The following is a 16,864-nucleotide window of genomic DNA, read 5'->3' as shown; positions in this document are numbered from 1 at the left end:
ACAATCTGGAGTTTGTGAAAGTGAAAACGAAGACACAAATATAACGGAGCGGTGCTCAAAAGGAAAACAAAAAATGGTTAACACATCTCTTCCATGTTTCAAAGCCTATGATATAAGGGGAAAAGTTCCTGAAGAACTCAATGAGGATCTTGCCAGGAAGATAGGTATCAGCTTTGGTGCGCTCTACAATCTGAAGAAGGTGGTTGTGGGTCGCGATATCAGGCTTTCAGGCGAATCGCTATGCCGCGCCCTGGTTGAAGGTTTGCTCGATGTGGGGGTGGATGTGCTCGATTTGGGGGTGTGCGGCACCGAAGAGATTTATCACGGCGCCTTCAGTCTTGAAAAAAACGGCGTCGACGGCGGGGTGATCGTTACCGCCAGTCATAATCCTGCCGATTACAACGGCATGAAGTTTGTGACCAGAGGGGCGCGGCCGGTTACCGGCGAGTCCGGTCTACAGGAGATGGCGGCAATGATTACTGGTTGCCGGCTGCCCGGCCCGGCGGTGCAGCGGGGTAAATACAGCCAAACGAACAACAAGGCCAGCTATGTGGATCATCTTCTGGGATATGTTGATCTGGATGAACTGAAGCCATTGAAAATAGTGGCCAACGGTGGCAACGGCTGTGCCGGTCCTGTTATCGATCTGCTGGAAAAATCGTTGCCTTTCACCTTTGTCAAGCTGCACCATAGGCCCGACGGAACCTTTCCAAACGGAGTACCTAACCCGCTGCTGATTGAAAATCGCAACCAGACCGCTGAGGCGGTAGTGAAGCACGGTGCCGATTTCGCAATTGGCTGGGATGGTGATTTCGATCGCTGTTTTTTCTGGGATGAAAAGGGAAATTTCATCGAAGGGTATTATATTGTCGGCCTGCTGGCGCTTGAAATGCTGAAAAAAGAGGTCGGCGCCACTATACTCTATGATCCGCGGCTTACGTGGAGTACACAGGAACAGGTGACGCGCGCAGGCGGCAATTGCGTCATGACCAGGACCGGACATGCCTTTATTAAGGAACGCATGCGTATGGAAAATGCGATCTACGGCGGGGAGATGTCCGCCCATCACTATTTCCGTGATTTTGGTTTTTGTGATTCCGGCATGATCCCCTGGCTCGTGGTGGCCTCGCTGCTTTCCCGCACCGGCCGGAAGTTGTCCTCGCTGGTTGCCGACAGGATAAGCGCCTATCCGGTTTCAGGCGAGATCAACAGCAGGGTCAAGGATCCCGACCGGGTTATCGCCGATATTAAAAAGAGATACGGAGAGGGGGAACTCGATTTTACCGATGGACTCTCGGTTTCGTTTGATGATTTTCGCTTTAACATCAGGAAATCAAACACCGAGCCGTTGTTGCGGCTGAATGTAGAAACAAGAGGAAACTCTACTCTTTTGAAGGAAAAGACTGCAGAGTTGCTCGGAATTATTCGCCATACCAAAGAAGTGTAATACCCTTGTAAAAAGGAGGCGTTGTTCAGGTGCTGGCCCCTGCCGGGGGTAGTCCTGAAACACGTTGATATATTGTGGAAGAAATTGAAAAGAGGATACCATGGTTAAGATACAGCCGGTAATACTGGCAGGTGGCGTTGGCTCAAGACTCTGGCCGCTGTCGAGAGAAAAGTACCCAAAGCAGCTGCTCAGCCTGGTCGGGGATAAGTCGCTGCTGCAGACTACGCTGCTGCGGGTTGCCGAACTGCCTGGCATGCTTTCGCCGGTTGTGGTGGCGGGGGAGGAGCATCGGTTTACCACTCTGGCACAGATTGAGATGCTTGACTGTTTTCAGTCGTTTGCAATATTACTGGAGCCGATGGGCAAGAACACCGCGCCCGCAATCTGCGGGGCCGCTCATTACTGCAAGTCCATCGGCGAAGATGTGGTGCTGCTGGTCCTGCCTGCCGACCATGTTGTCAGCGATACCGAAGCTTTTGTCGAGGCGGTCAGCCGGGCACGGCTGCTTGCGCTGGAAGGGTCAATCGTGACGTTTGGGGTTGAACCTACCCAACCGGAAACGGGATACGGCTATATTGAAAAGGGAACGGGGTGCGAGGTCGTTTCCTTTAAGGAAAAACCCGACCTCAAGACAGCTGGAGACTATGTCGCCAGCGGCAACTACTTCTGGAACAGCGGAATGTTCGCCTTTACCCTGTCGGCCCTGCTCGATGAGATGCAGCTGCACGCCCCCGAGATTTTCAGTGCCATGGGTGAGGCGGTGCAGGCAGGAGGGGTTGACGGAAGTTTCTTTCGCTTCGATAAAAAAGCCATGACAAGCTGCCCGAGCGATTCCATAGATTACGCCTTGATGGAGAAGACCGCAAAGGCGGTCGTGGTCGCTGCTGATCTCGGCTGGAGCGATGTCGGTTCATGGCAGGCGTTGTGGCAGGTGCAGGAAAAGGATGAAAACGGCAACGTGACCAGCGGCGATGTGATCCTTGATGACAGCCGCAACTGTCTGGTCAGGTCGGAGAAAAAACTGGTTGCCGCAGTGGGCCTTGAAAACACCCTGGTGGTCGAAACTGCCGATGCCGTCCTGGTTTCTCCCCTGTCATGCTCCCAGGATGTGAAAAAAATTACCGCGAGGTTAAAAAAGGAACAACGAAAAGAGTTCAGTGTACACACCACCGTGTATCGGCCCTGGGGGAGCTACACCGTCCTTGAACAGCAGCCGCGGTTTCAGATAAAGCGTATAACGGTCAATCCAGGCGCAAAGCTCTCTTTGCAGATGCATCATCACCGCAGTGAACACTGGGTCGTGGTATGCGGAACAGCCAGGGTGACAAACGGTGAGAAGGTGACGCTTCTTCATGAAAATCAGTCAACGTACATCCCGGCCGGCTCGATGCATCGGCTGGAGAACCCCGGAGTTATCGAGCTTGAACTGATCGAGGTGCAGAACGGGACCTATCTTGGCGAGGATGATATCGTCCGTTTCGATGACGTCTACGGACGAGAAGATGGGTAATAATAGAAGGCGTTGCGCCGGGTCCGGCGCAACGTGAGCACGGCCCAAGGCCGGCATGTCTGTTTTCCTGGTCGGCAGGTGGCCTGGGTTTAACCAATACTACTATCGGTAGATGAAGCCGCGCCGCTGGTTGCCGGTCATGGTTTGTAAAAAACTATTCTTTTTTTTGCGCACTGAACGCCTCGATATATTTTTTCAGCGTTTCCCGCGCTTGCTGGGATACTTTGGAAAAGACGACGCCCGCGGCATAGGTTCCAGCCGACTTCGAGGCGTGGGTGACTATGCCTTCTATTTCGATAAGGTCGTTTTTAAGGCCGATGGTGATGCGTATGATCGTGCCGGAATTGACCAGTTGCTGCGTTTCCAGCTTGATTCCGTCCAGGGATACGTCGAGGGTTCGGCCCATGGAATAGGGGCCGGGGTTTCCGTCGCTGTCATAAAGTATGTAGTCGAGCAGGTGGAGGATGTCGTATCTTACATATCTTCTTCTCTCTTGTATGCTCATCTGTCTGCTTTCTCCATTATGTGAGTATGCCCCCGGCGGCGGTAGGTGCGGCCTGCAGTTCGCCTGTTTTTTTTGTTATGCCTGGAATTCGCTTTTTCCTGTTCCAGCCCCTTCAGGATAGAGTTTGTGGATTGCGTCCCTGTTCGCATCGACAACTCCGCGTTCGGTTATGAGGCCGGAGACCAGGCGGGAGGGGGTTATGTCGAAACCATAATTGGCGGCTTTGGTTCCGGGTGCGCAAAGCGTCACGTTGCTCATCGCGCCGGTCGCGTCGAGCCCCATCACCTGGGTGACTTCGTTTTCCGAACGTTGTTCTATTGGGATATCAAATCCGTTGTCAATATTCCAGTCGAAAGTTGACGAAGGCAGTGCGGCATAAAAAGGTATCCCGTTGTCCCGTGCCGCCACCGCTTTCAGGTAGGTGCCGATTTTGTTGGCCACATCTCCGGTGTGGGTTGTCCTGTCGCTGCCGACAAGTACCATGTCGACCAGCCCGTGCTGCATGAGATGGCCTCCGGTGTTGTCGCAGATGAGGGTGTTGGGGATTCCTTCCTGCTGAAGCTCCCAGGCGGTAAGCCGTGCTCCCTGGTTCCAGGGTCTTGTTTCATCCACCCACACGTGAATATCGATACCTGCATCCCTTGCCGCGTAGATGGGGGCGGTGGCGCTTCCGTAATCGACAAAAGCGAGCCAGCCGGCGTTGCAGTGGGTGAGAATATTGACCGGCTCTCCATTTTTCCTGCGGCTGATCTCGGCTATCAGCGCCACGCCGTGTTCGCCTATTTTCCTGCAGAACAGGGCGTCTTCATCGGCTATTTCGCAACCGGTTGCAAAAGCCTTCTCTCTTTTTTCGCCAACAGTCTGAACCTTGTCGATCTCCCGGTTGACCCGCTCGATCGCCCACTTGAGGTTTCTGGCGGTGGGGCGGCTGTTGCCCAGCGCGTCACTGTATTGGTTCATAAATGAGCTGAAGCCGGATTCCGGTGCTTTCAGGGCGGCCAGGTACATGCCGAAACCGGCGGTTGCACCGATGAGTCCAGCCCCTCGTACATACATGTCGGAAATTGCCGTTATCGCGTCTTCGGGATCGCGCAGTTTCTCGATAACGATCCTGTGCGGGAGCAGCCGCTGGTCAAGAATGCAGATTTCCTCTTTGTTTGCAGGGTCGGGCCATATTGTTCTGTGGTGGGTGCCGTTTATTTTCATAGTTTCCCTGTCTGGTCCGGTTTTTTTGCCGGCAATAATATTTTGCGCTTACCTGATTTTGGCCTGAATTTATTCGGAATTCTACTAAAAGTAAATCCGGTTTTCGGCAAAAACGGTAGGGCCGCTCAGAAAAAAACATACATAAAGTACAAAAATGTAATGAAAAATGATTAAAAATAACGTAAATGTATTTTTGTTTCGATATGGCCGGTGGCGATGTCGCGACGGCTTGTTTTGCGACAAGTCCTGTGGAGGGTGATAGGCCTGGCTGGCGGGGAGGAGGCGGCCGGGGCGGTTGCGTCTGGGTGAATGAACAGATAAGGGAGGAGGTTATGGATAAAGCGGATACCGCATTTATTCTTGCGGCGGCGGGGCTGGTCCTGCTTATGACGCCTGGATTGGCTCTTTTTTATGGCGGCATGGTGCGCGGAAAAAATGTTCTCGGAACTATTATGCAGAGCCTGGTCCTTATTTCGCTGATATCGATTGAGTGGGTCTACCTCGGGTATACCATGTCCTTTGGTCCAGATCTCGGCGGACTGGTCGGGGATTTGTCCTGGTTTGCGCTCAGCGGGGTCACAACCGCACCCAGTCCCGACTATGCGACGACGGTCCCGCAGACAGTGTTTATGATCTATCAGTGCATGTTTGCCATAATAACCCCTGCGCTGATAACTGGCGCGTTTGCCGAACGGGTGAGGTTTGTTCCCTTTCTGGTATTTTCGCTGTTGTGGGCGATATGTGTTTACAATCCGGTGTGTCACTGGGTTTGGGGTAAGGGAGGCTGGCTTGGAGCTCTTGGAGTTCTGGATTTTGCGGGCGGTATTGTTGTTCATGCAACATGCGGGGCTGCTGCTCTTGCCGGAGTTCTCGTACTTGGTAACAGAAAGGGGTTTGGCCGGACCAGCTTTATGCCTCACAATCTGCCCATGACGATGATGGGCACCGGCCTGCTCTGGTTCGGATGGTTCGGGTTTAACGGCGGTTCGGCTATGGCCGCGGACGAAGTGGCGGCCACAGCATTTGTTGCAACCCATCTTGGAGGGATGGCCGGAATGTTTATGTGGGTGGTGATGGAGTGGGTGACCCAGGGCAAGGCGACCACTCTCGGGGCGGCGTCGGGGGCGATAGCCGGGCTGGCGACCATTACCCCGACTGCAGGTTTTGTCGCCCCCAATGCGGCCATTGCCGTCGGCTGTGTTGCCGGTGTGGTATGTTTTGTCGCGGTAAATTCAAAAACCAGACTGGGGCTTGATGATTCTCTTGATGTGGTCGGAATCCATGGTGTCGGCGGGGTGGTAGGCACCCTCTGTCTCGGCCTGTTTGCTTCGACGAAAGTGAATCCGGCAGGCGCCGACGGTCTTTTTTACGGCGGAGGGGTAGGTCAGCTTGGCAGCCAGGTGCTGGGGGTGGTGGTTGTCGTTGTCTATACTTTTGTCGTAAGTCTGGTGCTTTTCAAGGCTGTCCATTCGTTTATGGGGATGCGTCTTGAAGGTGAGGCGGAGGTCCAGGGGATGGATTCGACCGAGCATTCGGAAACCGCCTATAACAATTAGGCGGCCCCTGCAGGTGTGCTGGAGCCTGGCCTTGGGCTCGGTCCGGGAAGTGGGCGTCATGGAGGAGTTGCCGCTTGCGGTATGCTGAACTTGTTGTAAAGTGTTGTTCTTGTAAGTATGCTTTGGCTAAATAAACTTTAAGGCTCGGTGGTGGGTCTGGTTGACAGGCTCTGTCGACCGTCTATCGAACAGGCTCCGGGTTGTGCCGGATTCATAGGTGAGTGAAGGTGATGAACATGAAGAAGATTGAGGCTATTGTCAAGCCTTACAAATTAGATGACGTAAAAGATGCTCTTAATGAGCTGGGTATTACCGGAATGACCGTGTCCGAGGTCAAGGGCTACGGCCGCCAGAAAGGGCACACTGAAATTTATCGTGGCGCCGAGTATGTTGTCGATTTCATCCCCAAGATAAAGATCGAGATTGTGCTGCCTGCCGACCAGGTTGATGCGGTGGTGGAAAAGGTGCGCGCCGCCGTCAACACCGGCAAGATTGGTGACGGCAAAATTTTTGTCATCCCCGTCGATCGCGTGATCAGGGTGCGGACCGGCGAAGAAAACAGGGATGCGGTGTAGTCGGATGCTGGAAGCGTTTCGGGCAGAACGGCACCGTCTCAGGATCAGTTGGTCTGCAGGCAGCGACAGTGGCGCGATACTGGCGTCCCATACCGCAATTGTCGACGAATATATCGTTGGCAGTTTTAAAACGGCACAGCTGGGCGTGTGCATGGAGGGGATCTGCCTGGTGGCGCTTGGCGGTTATGGTCGGCAGGAGATGTTTCCGGGTTCCGATATCGATCTGATGATTCTGTATCGACCGGAAGTGAAAGATTGTATCGCGCAGGTGGCCGACGCGGTGTTGTATCCTTTATGGGACACTGGGCTGGATGTCGGGCACGGGGTGCGGACCGTCGAGGAATCGATGGTTCATGCCGATGAGGAATACTTTTTCCTGGTGGCCCTTCTCGATGCCAGGTTTCTCTATGGCGATCGCCAGCTGTTCGAGGAGCTTTTGTCGGAGTTCAACCGCAGGTTTGTTGACGGTCACCGCGAGATTTTCGTTGATAGGATGAAGATGTTTCGGGAGTCGAGGAGGGTTAAGTTTGGCTCCCACAGCTATCTTCTGGAGCCGCACCTGAAAGAAGGTCGCGGCGGCATGCGTGACATCCAGGCGATGATGTGGACCGCCAAGGTGGTTTTCGGGCTGAAGAATCTCGATGATTTTCAGGATGCCGGGTTGTTGCTTGAAAACGAAAAGAAAATGTTCCTGCGCGCCAGGGAGTTTCTCGTGCGTCTGCGCTGTTATATGCACTATCTCAACGATCGCAAAAGCGATCAGCTTTTTTATGAGCAGCAGAGCGAGGTGGCTCAGGGGTTCGGGTATCGTGAAAATGACGGGGTGAGCGGGGTTGAGCATTTTATCGGGGATCTCTACGATGCCCTGCACACCGTAACCCTTACCACCGATCTGTTTTTCGATCACGTCGATGAGGTGCTTGGAATTTGCGATAAAGGGCTGAGGGTGAGTGACAGGCAGGTTGAGAAAGGGATCGAGGTGAAAGGGGGGAAGATCCATCTCACTGCCACCGGCAAGCAGATGGCTGCCAAGCCGCAGATTATAGTCAGGTTGTTTCTGGTCATGGCCCGCACCGGGTTGCCGTTGCACCACAGGACCAGGAAAAGCCTGCCGGAGGTTGTCGGCCTGATAGATGACAAGCAGCGGTGTTCTCCCCGGCTGGCGAAGACCTTTTTCGCGCTCTTGTCCGGGGCAAAAGATATCTACGCTGTTTTGAGCATGATGCTTGAAACCGGGGTGTTGCAGGCCGTTATTCCCGAATTTGGCAGGATAGCTACCCTTGCCCAGTATGATCTGTATCATATTTACACCGTGGACCGGCATTCCCTCCAGGCTGTGGCTGAGCTGTATTCACTTGCAGACTCTGAATCCTGGGGTAATGTGATGGCAAGCGTCAAGGATCTCAATGTGCTCTATCTTGCCGCTCTGCTGCATGATATCGGCAAGGGGGTGGGGCGCGACCATTCGGTTGAGGGCGCTCGCCTGGCAAAAGGAGCCGGGGAGCGGCTCGGGTTTGATGAGGCGCAGTGCGACGCTATTGAATTTCTTGTGCGTTATCATCTGTTTATTCCTGAAAATGCGTTGAGGCGCGATCTCAACGATGCGGTGTTTATTAAAAGATGTGCAGAACTCATAGGCGACCTTGACCGTCTCTCCATGCTGTACCTGCTGTCGGTTGCGGATTCAAGAGCTACCGGTCCGTCCGCCTGGAGCGAATGGAAGGCGGCCCTTATGGAGGAGTTGTTTCTCAAGGTTACGCCGTATCTCGATTTCGGCCACCATGGCGTTCACGATGTGCTGGCCCATGAAGAGCAGGGGGTGGAGTGGCTCCGCGACCAGGTGCGTGTTCACCTTTTGGCGGAAAAGGAGCTCAGGGTCGACCCGGAAAGGCTCAGTACCGATTATATTCTCTCGTTTTCTCCGGAAACCATCGCGGAGCATGTGGTGATCCAGCGTGACAACTTCAATCGTATTCGCCAGAAAGCCCTGGTGCGGGCCGCTGAGGTGGATGACGGCTGGCAACTGCTGGTGATGACCGTTGACAGGCCGGGGCTGCTTGCGAAAATTTGCGGGGTGATGACGCTTAACAATCTGACCGTAGCCAAGGCACAGATCTTTACCTGGTACGACAGCACCGTAGTGGATGTCCTCAACGTTCAGCCGACAGACGGGCTAGGTTTTGCTGAAAAGGACTGGCAGAGTATTAATGAACAGCTCGACCGGGCGGTAGAGCACCGCATGGGGTTGAGCCACCGGCTCTATTCCAAGCTGGCCTCGGGGTACGGTGGGGCGCCAAGGCCCGGCGGCCAGGTGAGCACCAAGGTGGTTATTGATAACAACAGTTCGGAGAACTATTCGGTGATTGAGGTCTATGCGCCTGACCGGCCTGCGCAGCTTTACTATATAACGCAGTCACTGGCCGATTTCGGCATCAATATTCACAAGGCCTATATCGCCACCGAGGTGGAGCAGCTGATTGATGCTTTTTATGTTCTGGATACCAACGGCAGAAAGCTGCTGGACGAAGAGCTCAAGGAAGAAATCACCCAGGGTGTCCTGTACGCCATAACACATTCGGTTTAAGGCACGAATATAAATAATATGTTTAATTTAAATGCGTTGGGCTGTTTCCTACGATTTTTAAATAACAAAATTGTCATAAAATTTCATTTTTTATTGCAAAAGATGTCATAAATGTTATTTTGGCGTTGTGGTCAGTTGCAGCATAGGATGCAAACGAAAAACAATATAATTTTGAGTAATAGGAGACAGGAAAATGACCAGGGAAGACATCATGCAGATTATTGAGGACGAGAACATTCAATATTTTCGTCTCCAGTTTGTAGACATCTTCGGATTCATGAAAAATGTTGCGATTCCCAAAAGCCAGATAGAGAAAGCTCTTGACGGCAAGATGATGTTCGACGGTTCCTCAATTGATGGTTTTGTACGGATTAACGAGTCGGATATGTACCTGAAGCCGGACTACGATACGTTTACCATTCTGCCGTGGAGAAACAAGGAAGGCGTGTCGGCGGCTCGGATTATCTGTGATGTCCATAAGTCCAACGGTGCACCTTTTGAAGGTTGTCCGCGGGTGAATCTCAAGCGGGTACTGGCTGAAGCAAAGGAACTCGGGTATACAATGAATGTAGGAACCGAGGCCGAGTTTTTTCTTTTTGAAAAGGACCAAAATGGGGTTGCAACCACAATAACCAATGACGTCGCCGGGTATTTTTCGCTTGATCCGGAAGATACCGCCAACGACTGTCGCCGTGAGATTATCGAGACCCTTGAGAAGATGGGTTTTGAGATCGAAGCGTCCCACCATGAGGTCGCCGAAGGCCAGCATGAGATCAATTTCAAATATGCCGATGCTCTGACGGCTGCTGACAATACCGTCACTTTCAAGTGGGTTGTCAAGAGTATTGCCTCAAAATACGGATTGCACGCAACCTTTATGCCGAAGCCGATTTTCGGTGTCAACGGTTCGGGGATGCATACCAACCAGTCACTCTTTAACCTGGATGGCACCAACGCTTTTTATGACGAATCAGATCCGCTGCAATTGTCCAAAATCGCCTACGCTTATATTGCCGGCGCCTTAAAAAATGCGCGTGCCTTTGCTGCAGTAACTAATCCTCTGGTGAACTCCTACAAGCGTCTTGTCCCCGGATACGAGGCTCCGGTCTACTGTGCCTGGTCGGCGTCCAACCGTTCGGCCCTGATTCGTATCCCGGCCGCTCGAGGTCTTTCCACCAGAACTGAAATCCGTTGCCCGGATCCGAGCTGCAACCCGTATCTTGCGCTTGCGATGATGCTCAATTGTGGCCTTGACGGAGTGAAGAACGACCTCACACCGCCGCCCTCCGTAAATAAAGACATTTTTGAAATGACCAGCAGCCAGATGATGGAAGAAGGAATCATGGTCATGCCATCATCCCTGAAGGAAGCCATTGAAGAGTTGAAGAGTAATCCCATCTCCAAAGCTACCCTCGGCAATCATATATTCAACAAATATATCGAGGCAAAGGAAAAGGAATGGGATGAGTACAGGATCGCAGTAACCGACTGGGAGTTGAAAACATACCTGGGGATTTACTGATACCTGGCCAAAGCCACGGTGACTGATCTGCAACCCGCAGTCCTTTTTTGAGGATTGCGGGTTTTTTTATGAGCCTTGCCAAATATTTTTTTTCTAAGTAAAGAGTGAGGTAATCTGACAGAACAGGATATATGGCTAAAAAGAAAACTGATACCGAAGAACTGATCGCCGCAACCCTTCCCCGGGTCGTAAGGGACAAGGGGTGGGAAAAGCAGCTGGAGTTGCATAAGATATTCGTGCATTGGCGCGATCTTGTCGATGAGGAGGTGCATGTTCACGCAGCACCGCTGAAGATCGAGCGCGGGATATTGTGGATTGAGGTGGAAAATTCCTCCTGGCTGGCACAGCTCCAGTACCGGAAGGTGGAGATGCTGGAAAATTTCAATTCATATCTCCAGATGGGCAGGATTGTCGATATAAGGATGGTTTTGCCCAGGGAAAAAGAGAAAAATCCGCATGATATGAAGGATAACAGCGGACCGCTGATACGATTCGTTCCCCCTTCCAAGGCGCAGATCGCTGAGTTTTCCGGTCAGGTCGGTATCATCAAGGATGAAAAATGCCGGGAAGCTTTAATGCAGTTCTGGTATCTTGCTAATGCTTGCAGGAAAGAGAAGAAATAACGCTGGTACTGGATTTTTGTTTATTGTTTTTTTATACATCGTGGCTTGAAATGTTACATCAAAATGTCTGTAGTGCTATTGGCAACACGCCTCTTGTGCGGATAAACCGTCTTGGTGGTAAAGAATCGGTTGAGATATATGGCAAAATTGAAGCGACCAATCCGGGCGGGTCGGTAAAGGAGCGCATCTCGCTGTCCATGATCGAGGCCGGAGAGGCCAGTGGCGAGCTGACCAGAGACAAAATCGTCCTTGAGGCGACCAGCGGCAATACCGGCATCGGCCTTGCCATGGTCTGTGCCGCCAAAGGGTACAGGTGTGTGCTGGTGATGCCTGAATCAGCCTCGATTGAACGGCGAAAAATAATGCAGGCGTACGGCGCGGAGATTTTGCTGACCCCCGCCGCCAGGGCGACGGATGGGGCGATTGAGAAATCCTATGCAATGGTGCGGGAATTTCCAGATCGCTATTTCCTCACCGACCAGTATAACAACGAAGCGAACTGGAGAGCACATTACAACCAGACTGCGCCAGAGATATGGAAGCAGACTGGTGGGAAAGTGACCCATCTTGTGGCCACTCTCGGCACCTCTGGAACCATTATGGGGCTTTGTGCCTGGTTCCATGAGTTTCAGCCTCATGTAAAGGTTATAGCGGTAGAACCTCATCTGGATCATAAAATTCAGGGCCTCAAGAATATGAAGGAGTCGTATAAGCCCGGCATCTTCGACAAGTCGGTACCGGACCAGATTGTGCAGGTAGATGACGAAGACGCCTTTGAAACGGCCCGCAAGCTGGCTGCCAAAGAGGGTATTCTGGTCGGCATGAGCAGTGGAGGTGCCATGGCGGCGGCAATCGACTACTCCAGGGACCTTGACAAAGGCATGATTGTGGTCATTCTCCCCGACGGCGGCGAGAGATATCTGAGCACACCTCTTTTCACCCCGCCAAAGAAAAACGACGGGAAAAAGAATCAGCTGCGTTTTTATAACAGCCTCTCGAAGAAAAAAGAGGAGTTTGTGCCGCAGATTGAAGGACGGGTTTCTTTCTATTCGTGCGGGCCGACGGCTTATGAATTTGCCAACCTGGCGCTTTGTCGGAGATTTATCGTATCAGATCTTATAACGCGGACCCTGGAGAGCAAAGGGTTTCAGGTAGATGCGTTTATGAATTTTACCGATCTGGATGATAATACCATAGCAGGTGCCGAGGCTGCGCAGAAACCGCTCAAGGAGTTTACCCGACACTATATCGATTCCTTCCTGCAGGATATGGAAACTCTCGGGGTGAAGAAGGCCACAGGGTATCCCAAGGCATCGGAAAGCGTTGGTCACATGATCGAGATAGCCCATGAACTGCTGCATAAAGGATATGCCTACGAAAAGCACGGCTCCATCTATTTCGATATCTCCAAGAGCAAGAAATACGGTCGATTGTCGGGGATAGACTTGAGCAAGATCCAGCTGGGAAAAACCGTCGACCTGGACGACTATGAAAAGGATAATCCCAGGGATTTTACTCTGCTCAAGAGATCAACCCTCCAGGAGTTAAAAAAGGGAATATTCTATGAGACCGACTGGGGGAACGTGAGACCGAGCTGGCATGTTGAGTGTTCGGCCATGGCGCTGCAGTACCTTGGCACAACTATGGATATTCATACCTCCAGCCGCAATCTCATCTTCCCGCACCACGAAAATGAAATTGCCGTAGCCGAGGCTCTTACCGGAAAACAGCTCGCCAATTACTGGCTACACTCCGAGCTTGTCCTGGTGAATGGCAAGCACATGTCAAGCGACGCGGGAAACAACATTACCCTGAAGGAGCTTGTTGAAAAAGGCTATACCGCTCGCGAAGTCAGGTTCATGCTGCTTTCGGTCCACTACAGAAAGCCCCTTGATTTCTCCTACAAACGGCTCGACAGTGTCCGAACAGCGCTGCGGCGGCTTGATGAATTCACTTGTAAACTTAACTGTCTTCCTGGCGGCAGGCCTCACCCGGAGGTTGCTGCGTTTGTCTCCGGCATGGAAGAGCAGTTTTACGAGGCCATGAACGACGATCTCAATGTTTCCAAAGGGATGGGGGCCATTTATAATTTCATCAGGAGGCTGAACCCGATTCTGCAGGTGAATCACCTTGATAAAGACCAAAAAAATTATATCCTTGAAAGCCTCAAGAAACTAGACCGGATACTGAATGTGTTTCGGTTGCAGGGGTGCCCCCTTGCTCCTGACGTCAATGCCCTTATCCAGAAAAGGGAGCAGGCCCGGTTGGACAAGGACTGGGCTCTGGCTGATCGGGTAAGGGAGGAGTTGGTGCAGAAGGGGATCACCGTGATCGATACGGAAAACGGTCCCGTATGGAAACGAGCGCAAGATATGGATTAAAAGTAAGAATGAAGTTGCTTTTTGGAAAACTTCGGTTATTATGTCGTCCGTGCAGGTTTTTTGCCTGCACAGCTGAATATATCACCTAAGCGCCCGTAGCTCAGCTGGATAGAGCAACGGACTTCTAATCCGTAGGTCAGAGGTTCGAATCCTCTCGGGCGTACCAATAAAAACAGCCACTCAGACACTTTGTCTGGGTGGCTGTTTTGCTTCCAGGACAGCTGTAGGATAGTAGATATTGTTGTTTAAGAGAGAATACGTTATTTTTGGTTCTTCTGGATTAAGCGTACTTTTGATATGAGAGCTAGATTTTTAGAGGCTCTGAAGTCAATGAATTCTGTAAATAGCCACGACTTTTTGAGGTGGAGAACTCCTCATCTTGCATTCTCTCCTTCCTTCTCTTGTTCAAAGGGAGGGGGAGGAAAGAAAATATTTGAAGCGAAAAAAGCTGCCAAAGCAGAACATTTTCCTTCTTTGACTCGTCCACAAACCAGCAATACTAGGCGATACTGAGAAGTACGCTTAACCCAGAAGAACCGAAATCGGATACACACCTCAATAAGAAAGGCAAGCCATGCACTCGGAGAACAGTGAAACTCCCGGACAGAACAGATCACAATCCCTCAGGAACCAGATTTACGAGATACTTAGCGAAAAACTGCACCGCGGAGAACTCCTGCCGGGCTCAGTAATAGATCAGAAGAAGATCTGCAAGGAACTCGGCATCAGCCGCACTCCTCTCAACAATGCCCTTATCAGATTGGATGCAGAAGGTATCGTCACCATTCATCCCCGCAGCAGGGTTACCGTAAACATCCTTGAAGAAGAGGATATTCAATACCTCTACGGAATAATAGGAACTATTGAAAGCACCCTTGTCGCCAACGGGTTTGACAACTATACAACTGAAGTCCTGGACCAGATGAGTGAGCTGAACAAGCAGATGAAGGAGTATGTCCGGGAAGGGGATTTACGCTCTTACTCGCTGCTTCATTATGAGTTCCATCAGTTTTTTATAATGATGGCACCCAATATGTTCGCAGAAAGAATCCTACGCCCGATCAAGAACAGACTCTGGGACTTTCCGGCAAAATCTTTTCCTCAACAATGGTACCTGGATGCATGCGCCGAACATGACAGAATTCTCGAGGCTATCCGTGACAAAGATCTGGAAGAAGCGGTTTTCTGCATGAAAGATGTTCACTGGGATTTTGAATACAACAAAAAGTACATTCGAGCGGTCTATTTTTCTCAGAACAACAGACCGTAACCTCAAAAAACAAGGAGATAACGATGAAAAAATCCAATTTTCTGCTGTCGGTTGTCAATATTGACTCCTTGTCTGTGTGCAAAAGTGACCCACAAAAAGTAAAAAGAAGTTTCCATTTATCCTCTGAGTTTTAAACTCTCATCCCAAGGTAGCCCAAGTTGATTTCTGAAGGAGTCTGTAAATAAAATTGTGTAACTGCTTACAATCAATTAACTTCGCTAAGAAAATGAATTGACGTGAGCAAAGAATCCGACAAAGAAATCCCGCAGTCTTTGGCCGCTGAACTGGCCAAGAACCTTAAAAGCGAGAAAGACCTATCAGCCCTGAGCCGTGAACTTGTAAAACTCACTGTAGAAACAGCGCTGGGGAAAGAGATGGAGGAGCATCTCGGTTATGTCAAGCATGCCAATGAGGGCAGAGGAACTGGCAACAGCCGCAACACCACTTCTAAAAAGACACTCAAGGGACACATCGGCGAGGTGGAGATAACCACGCCCCGTGATCGCCAGGGCAGTTTCTCACCTCAATTTATCAAGAAGGGATAGACCCGTCTCACCGAATTCGACGACCAGATCCTGGCCCTCTACGCAAGGGGGATGACAACCCGGGATATTGCAGCAACCTTCAAAGAAATGTATGGGGCAGAGGTCTCCCACAGCCTTGTTTCAAAGGTTACAGCGGCCGCGATCGACCAGGTTATGACCTGGGGGGAAACTTAAGGGGTACAAACGCTCCAGAGCTTTGCTTACCTTTCCCTCTTCTCCATTTCTTGGTAAAGCGCTGGACGCAGTCGTAACTCCCGGCGTAACCTTCTGTGCGCAATAGCTCAAAGAGGCGGCGGGCTGTTATCTTACGCTTCCCGGGACGCTCCCAATCCTCGTCAAGCAGCTTCTCCAACTGGGAAACATACTCATCAAGTAGGGGCTGGGGTTGAATGGTGCGTTGATAAGTATGTTCTGTTGCACCGCTTAGAATAAATTTACGGACTGTATTTCTAGACAACCCAAGCTTACGACTGATACTTTTATCCCAAGCCATTCTGCAAAATGTAAACGACGATTTTTTCTATAGTCTCCACTACTAACATCCTCCATATCCTCCGTGATAGTTCCATCATGGACGGGGTAACATAGAGGGGTCGATTTTCGACGCTGTTTTTCTCGAAAAGGGGGCATTATTGCACGCTGATTAACATTAATGAAATGGTTCTTGTTTCTCTGCCACAACAATACATTACTCAATTGCTAGCCGGCGAGATTAGAGTCCACTTACAGTATCCTGCTGAAAGCCAGTTGTAGGATCAGCAGTAACCGCGTATTCCACTGATCCCGGCCACCCATTCCAGATGATCGCGGCCGGGTAGTCGGAGCGAAGCGACGCTGTTATTTGTCCATTACCTCGTTGGTTGCATTGACGTCAAGTTTGCTTTCATTTTTCTCATGGATTCTCCTTTGAGTTTTACTCTGTGTGCACAGTGCACCAGCCTGTCCAGGATGGCGTCTGCAAGGGTCGGATCGCCGATCTGTTCGTGCCAGAGGTCAACAGGTAGCTGACTGGTCACCAGGGTTGATTTGAGACCGTGGCGATCTTCAAGTATCTCTAATAAATCATGTCGTTTTTCGCGATCCAGCTGCTCCAGGCCGTAGTCATCCAGGACTAATAAATCTGCCTTGGCCAATGATGTG

At 51.2% G+C, this 16,864-nt stretch carries 12 protein-coding genes, 1 tRNA gene and 1 pseudogene; 11 read left to right on the top strand and 3 right to left on the bottom strand.

Annotated features, from left to right (window positions below):
- The first annotated feature begins 73 nt into the window (after positions 1-73).
- Both BLQ17_RS01200 and BLQ17_RS01195 read left to right on the top strand, forming a co-directional pair.
- A complete protein-coding gene (locus tag BLQ17_RS01200) occupies positions 74-1,447 on the top strand; it encodes a phosphohexomutase domain-containing protein (protein ID WP_092218960.1) in 1,374 nt (457 codons plus the stop codon).
- A gap of 100 nt (positions 1,448-1,547) precedes the next feature.
- Positions 1,548-2,957: a mannose-1-phosphate guanylyltransferase/mannose-6-phosphate isomerase gene (locus tag BLQ17_RS01195; RefSeq protein ID WP_092218959.1), complete on the top strand. Its 1,410-nt coding sequence runs from the start codon at positions 1,548-1,550 to the stop codon at positions 2,955-2,957.
- Between the two features lie 154 nt (positions 2,958-3,111).
- Here the strand turns inward: BLQ17_RS01195 and BLQ17_RS01190 are convergent, their stop codons facing one another.
- Both BLQ17_RS01190 and mtnA read right to left on the bottom strand, forming a co-directional pair.
- Positions 3,112-3,462: a PilZ domain-containing protein gene (locus BLQ17_RS01190; RefSeq protein ID WP_092218958.1), complete on the bottom strand. Its 351-nt coding sequence runs from the start codon at positions 3,460-3,462 to the stop codon at positions 3,112-3,114.
- Positions 3,463-3,537: 75 nt separating this feature from the next.
- Positions 3,538-4,668 (bottom strand): S-methyl-5-thioribose-1-phosphate isomerase, encoded by a 1,131-nt coding sequence (gene mtnA / locus BLQ17_RS01185; protein ID WP_092218956.1) that lies wholly within the window; start codon positions 4,666-4,668, stop codon positions 3,538-3,540.
- A 332-nt stretch (positions 4,669-5,000) separates the two neighbouring features.
- On the opposite strand from mtnA, the gene BLQ17_RS01180 reads away from it, so the two are divergent.
- From BLQ17_RS01180 to BLQ17_RS01140, 9 genes and pseudogenes are all read left to right on the top strand, one after another.
- A complete protein-coding gene (locus BLQ17_RS01180; protein ID WP_092219306.1) occupies positions 5,001-6,224 on the top strand; it encodes an ammonium transporter in 1,224 nt (407 codons plus the stop codon).
- Between the two features lie 236 nt (positions 6,225-6,460).
- Positions 6,461-6,799, top strand: a complete 339-nt coding sequence (locus tag BLQ17_RS01175; RefSeq protein WP_092218954.1) for a P-II family nitrogen regulator — start codon at positions 6,461-6,463, stop codon at positions 6,797-6,799.
- A 4-nt stretch (positions 6,800-6,803) separates the two neighbouring features.
- A complete protein-coding gene (gene glnD, locus BLQ17_RS01170; protein ID WP_176761030.1) occupies positions 6,804-9,383 on the top strand; it encodes a [protein-PII] uridylyltransferase in 2,580 nt (859 codons plus the stop codon).
- Positions 9,384-9,576: 193 nt separating this feature from the next.
- Positions 9,577-10,905 (top strand): type I glutamate--ammonia ligase, encoded by a 1,329-nt coding sequence (glnA, locus tag BLQ17_RS01165; RefSeq protein ID WP_092218950.1) that lies wholly within the window; start codon positions 9,577-9,579, stop codon positions 10,903-10,905.
- Positions 10,906-11,036: 131 nt separating this feature from the next.
- Positions 11,037-11,528, top strand: a complete 492-nt coding sequence (locus tag BLQ17_RS01160) for a DciA family protein (RefSeq protein ID WP_092218948.1) — start codon at positions 11,037-11,039, stop codon at positions 11,526-11,528.
- Between the two features lie 50 nt (positions 11,529-11,578).
- The gene (cysS, locus tag BLQ17_RS01155) at positions 11,579-13,909 is read left to right on the top strand and encodes a cysteine--tRNA ligase (RefSeq protein ID WP_092219304.1); all 2,331 of its coding nucleotides are present in this window, start codon (positions 11,579-11,581) and stop codon (positions 13,907-13,909) included.
- Positions 13,910-13,998: 89 nt separating this feature from the next.
- Positions 13,999-14,075, top strand: a tRNA-Arg gene (locus BLQ17_RS01150).
- Between the two features lie 408 nt (positions 14,076-14,483).
- A complete protein-coding gene (locus tag BLQ17_RS01145) occupies positions 14,484-15,179 on the top strand; it encodes a GntR family transcriptional regulator (RefSeq protein WP_092218946.1) in 696 nt (231 codons plus the stop codon).
- A 236-nt stretch (positions 15,180-15,415) separates the two neighbouring features.
- A pseudogene (locus BLQ17_RS01140) lies at positions 15,416-15,886 on the top strand (transposase); the annotation flags it as partial.
- 686 nt (positions 15,887-16,572) lie between these two features.
- Here BLQ17_RS01140 and BLQ17_RS01125 read toward each other — a convergent pair.
- Positions 16,573-16,864, bottom strand: a 292-nt coding sequence (locus tag BLQ17_RS01125; RefSeq protein ID WP_176761028.1) for an ATP-binding protein, incomplete at its 5' end; no start/stop codon positions are given.

The sequence above is a fragment of the Desulforhopalus singaporensis genome (assembly GCF_900104445.1).
In the GTDB taxonomy this organism is placed as follows: domain Bacteria; phylum Desulfobacterota; class Desulfobulbia; order Desulfobulbales; family Desulfocapsaceae; genus Desulforhopalus_A; species Desulforhopalus_A singaporensis.
The sequence above is the reverse complement of the archived record's forward strand: the minus strand, read 5'-3'. Positions and strand labels throughout refer to the sequence as shown.

What these genes read in the sequence shown, in the direction of transcription:
- BLQ17_RS01200 (WP_092218960.1), top strand. Translation starts at nt 74, where the DNA reads ATGGTTAACACATCTCTTCCATGTTTCAAAGCCTATGATATAAGGGGA.
- BLQ17_RS01195 (WP_092218959.1), top strand. Translation starts at nt 1,548, where the DNA reads ATGGTTAAGATACAGCCGGTAATACTGGCAGGTGGCGTTGGCTCAAGA.
- BLQ17_RS01190 (WP_092218958.1), bottom strand. Translation starts at nt 3,462, where the DNA reads ATGAGCATACAAGAGAGAAGAAGATATGTAAGATACGACATCCTCCAC.
- mtnA (WP_092218956.1), bottom strand. Translation starts at nt 4,668, where the DNA reads ATGAAAATAAACGGCACCCACCACAGAACAATATGGCCCGACCCTGCA.
- BLQ17_RS01180 (WP_092219306.1), top strand. Translation starts at nt 5,001, where the DNA reads ATGGATAAAGCGGATACCGCATTTATTCTTGCGGCGGCGGGGCTGGTC.
- BLQ17_RS01175 (WP_092218954.1), top strand. Translation starts at nt 6,461, where the DNA reads ATGAAGAAGATTGAGGCTATTGTCAAGCCTTACAAATTAGATGACGTA.
- glnD (WP_176761030.1), top strand. Translation starts at nt 6,804, where the DNA reads ATGCTGGAAGCGTTTCGGGCAGAACGGCACCGTCTCAGGATCAGTTGG.
- glnA (WP_092218950.1), top strand. Translation starts at nt 9,577, where the DNA reads ATGACCAGGGAAGACATCATGCAGATTATTGAGGACGAGAACATTCAA.
- BLQ17_RS01160 (WP_092218948.1), top strand. Translation starts at nt 11,037, where the DNA reads ATGGCTAAAAAGAAAACTGATACCGAAGAACTGATCGCCGCAACCCTT.
- cysS (WP_092219304.1), top strand. Translation starts at nt 11,579, where the DNA reads ATGTTACATCAAAATGTCTGTAGTGCTATTGGCAACACGCCTCTTGTG.
- BLQ17_RS01145 (WP_092218946.1), top strand. Translation starts at nt 14,484, where the DNA reads ATGCACTCGGAGAACAGTGAAACTCCCGGACAGAACAGATCACAATCC.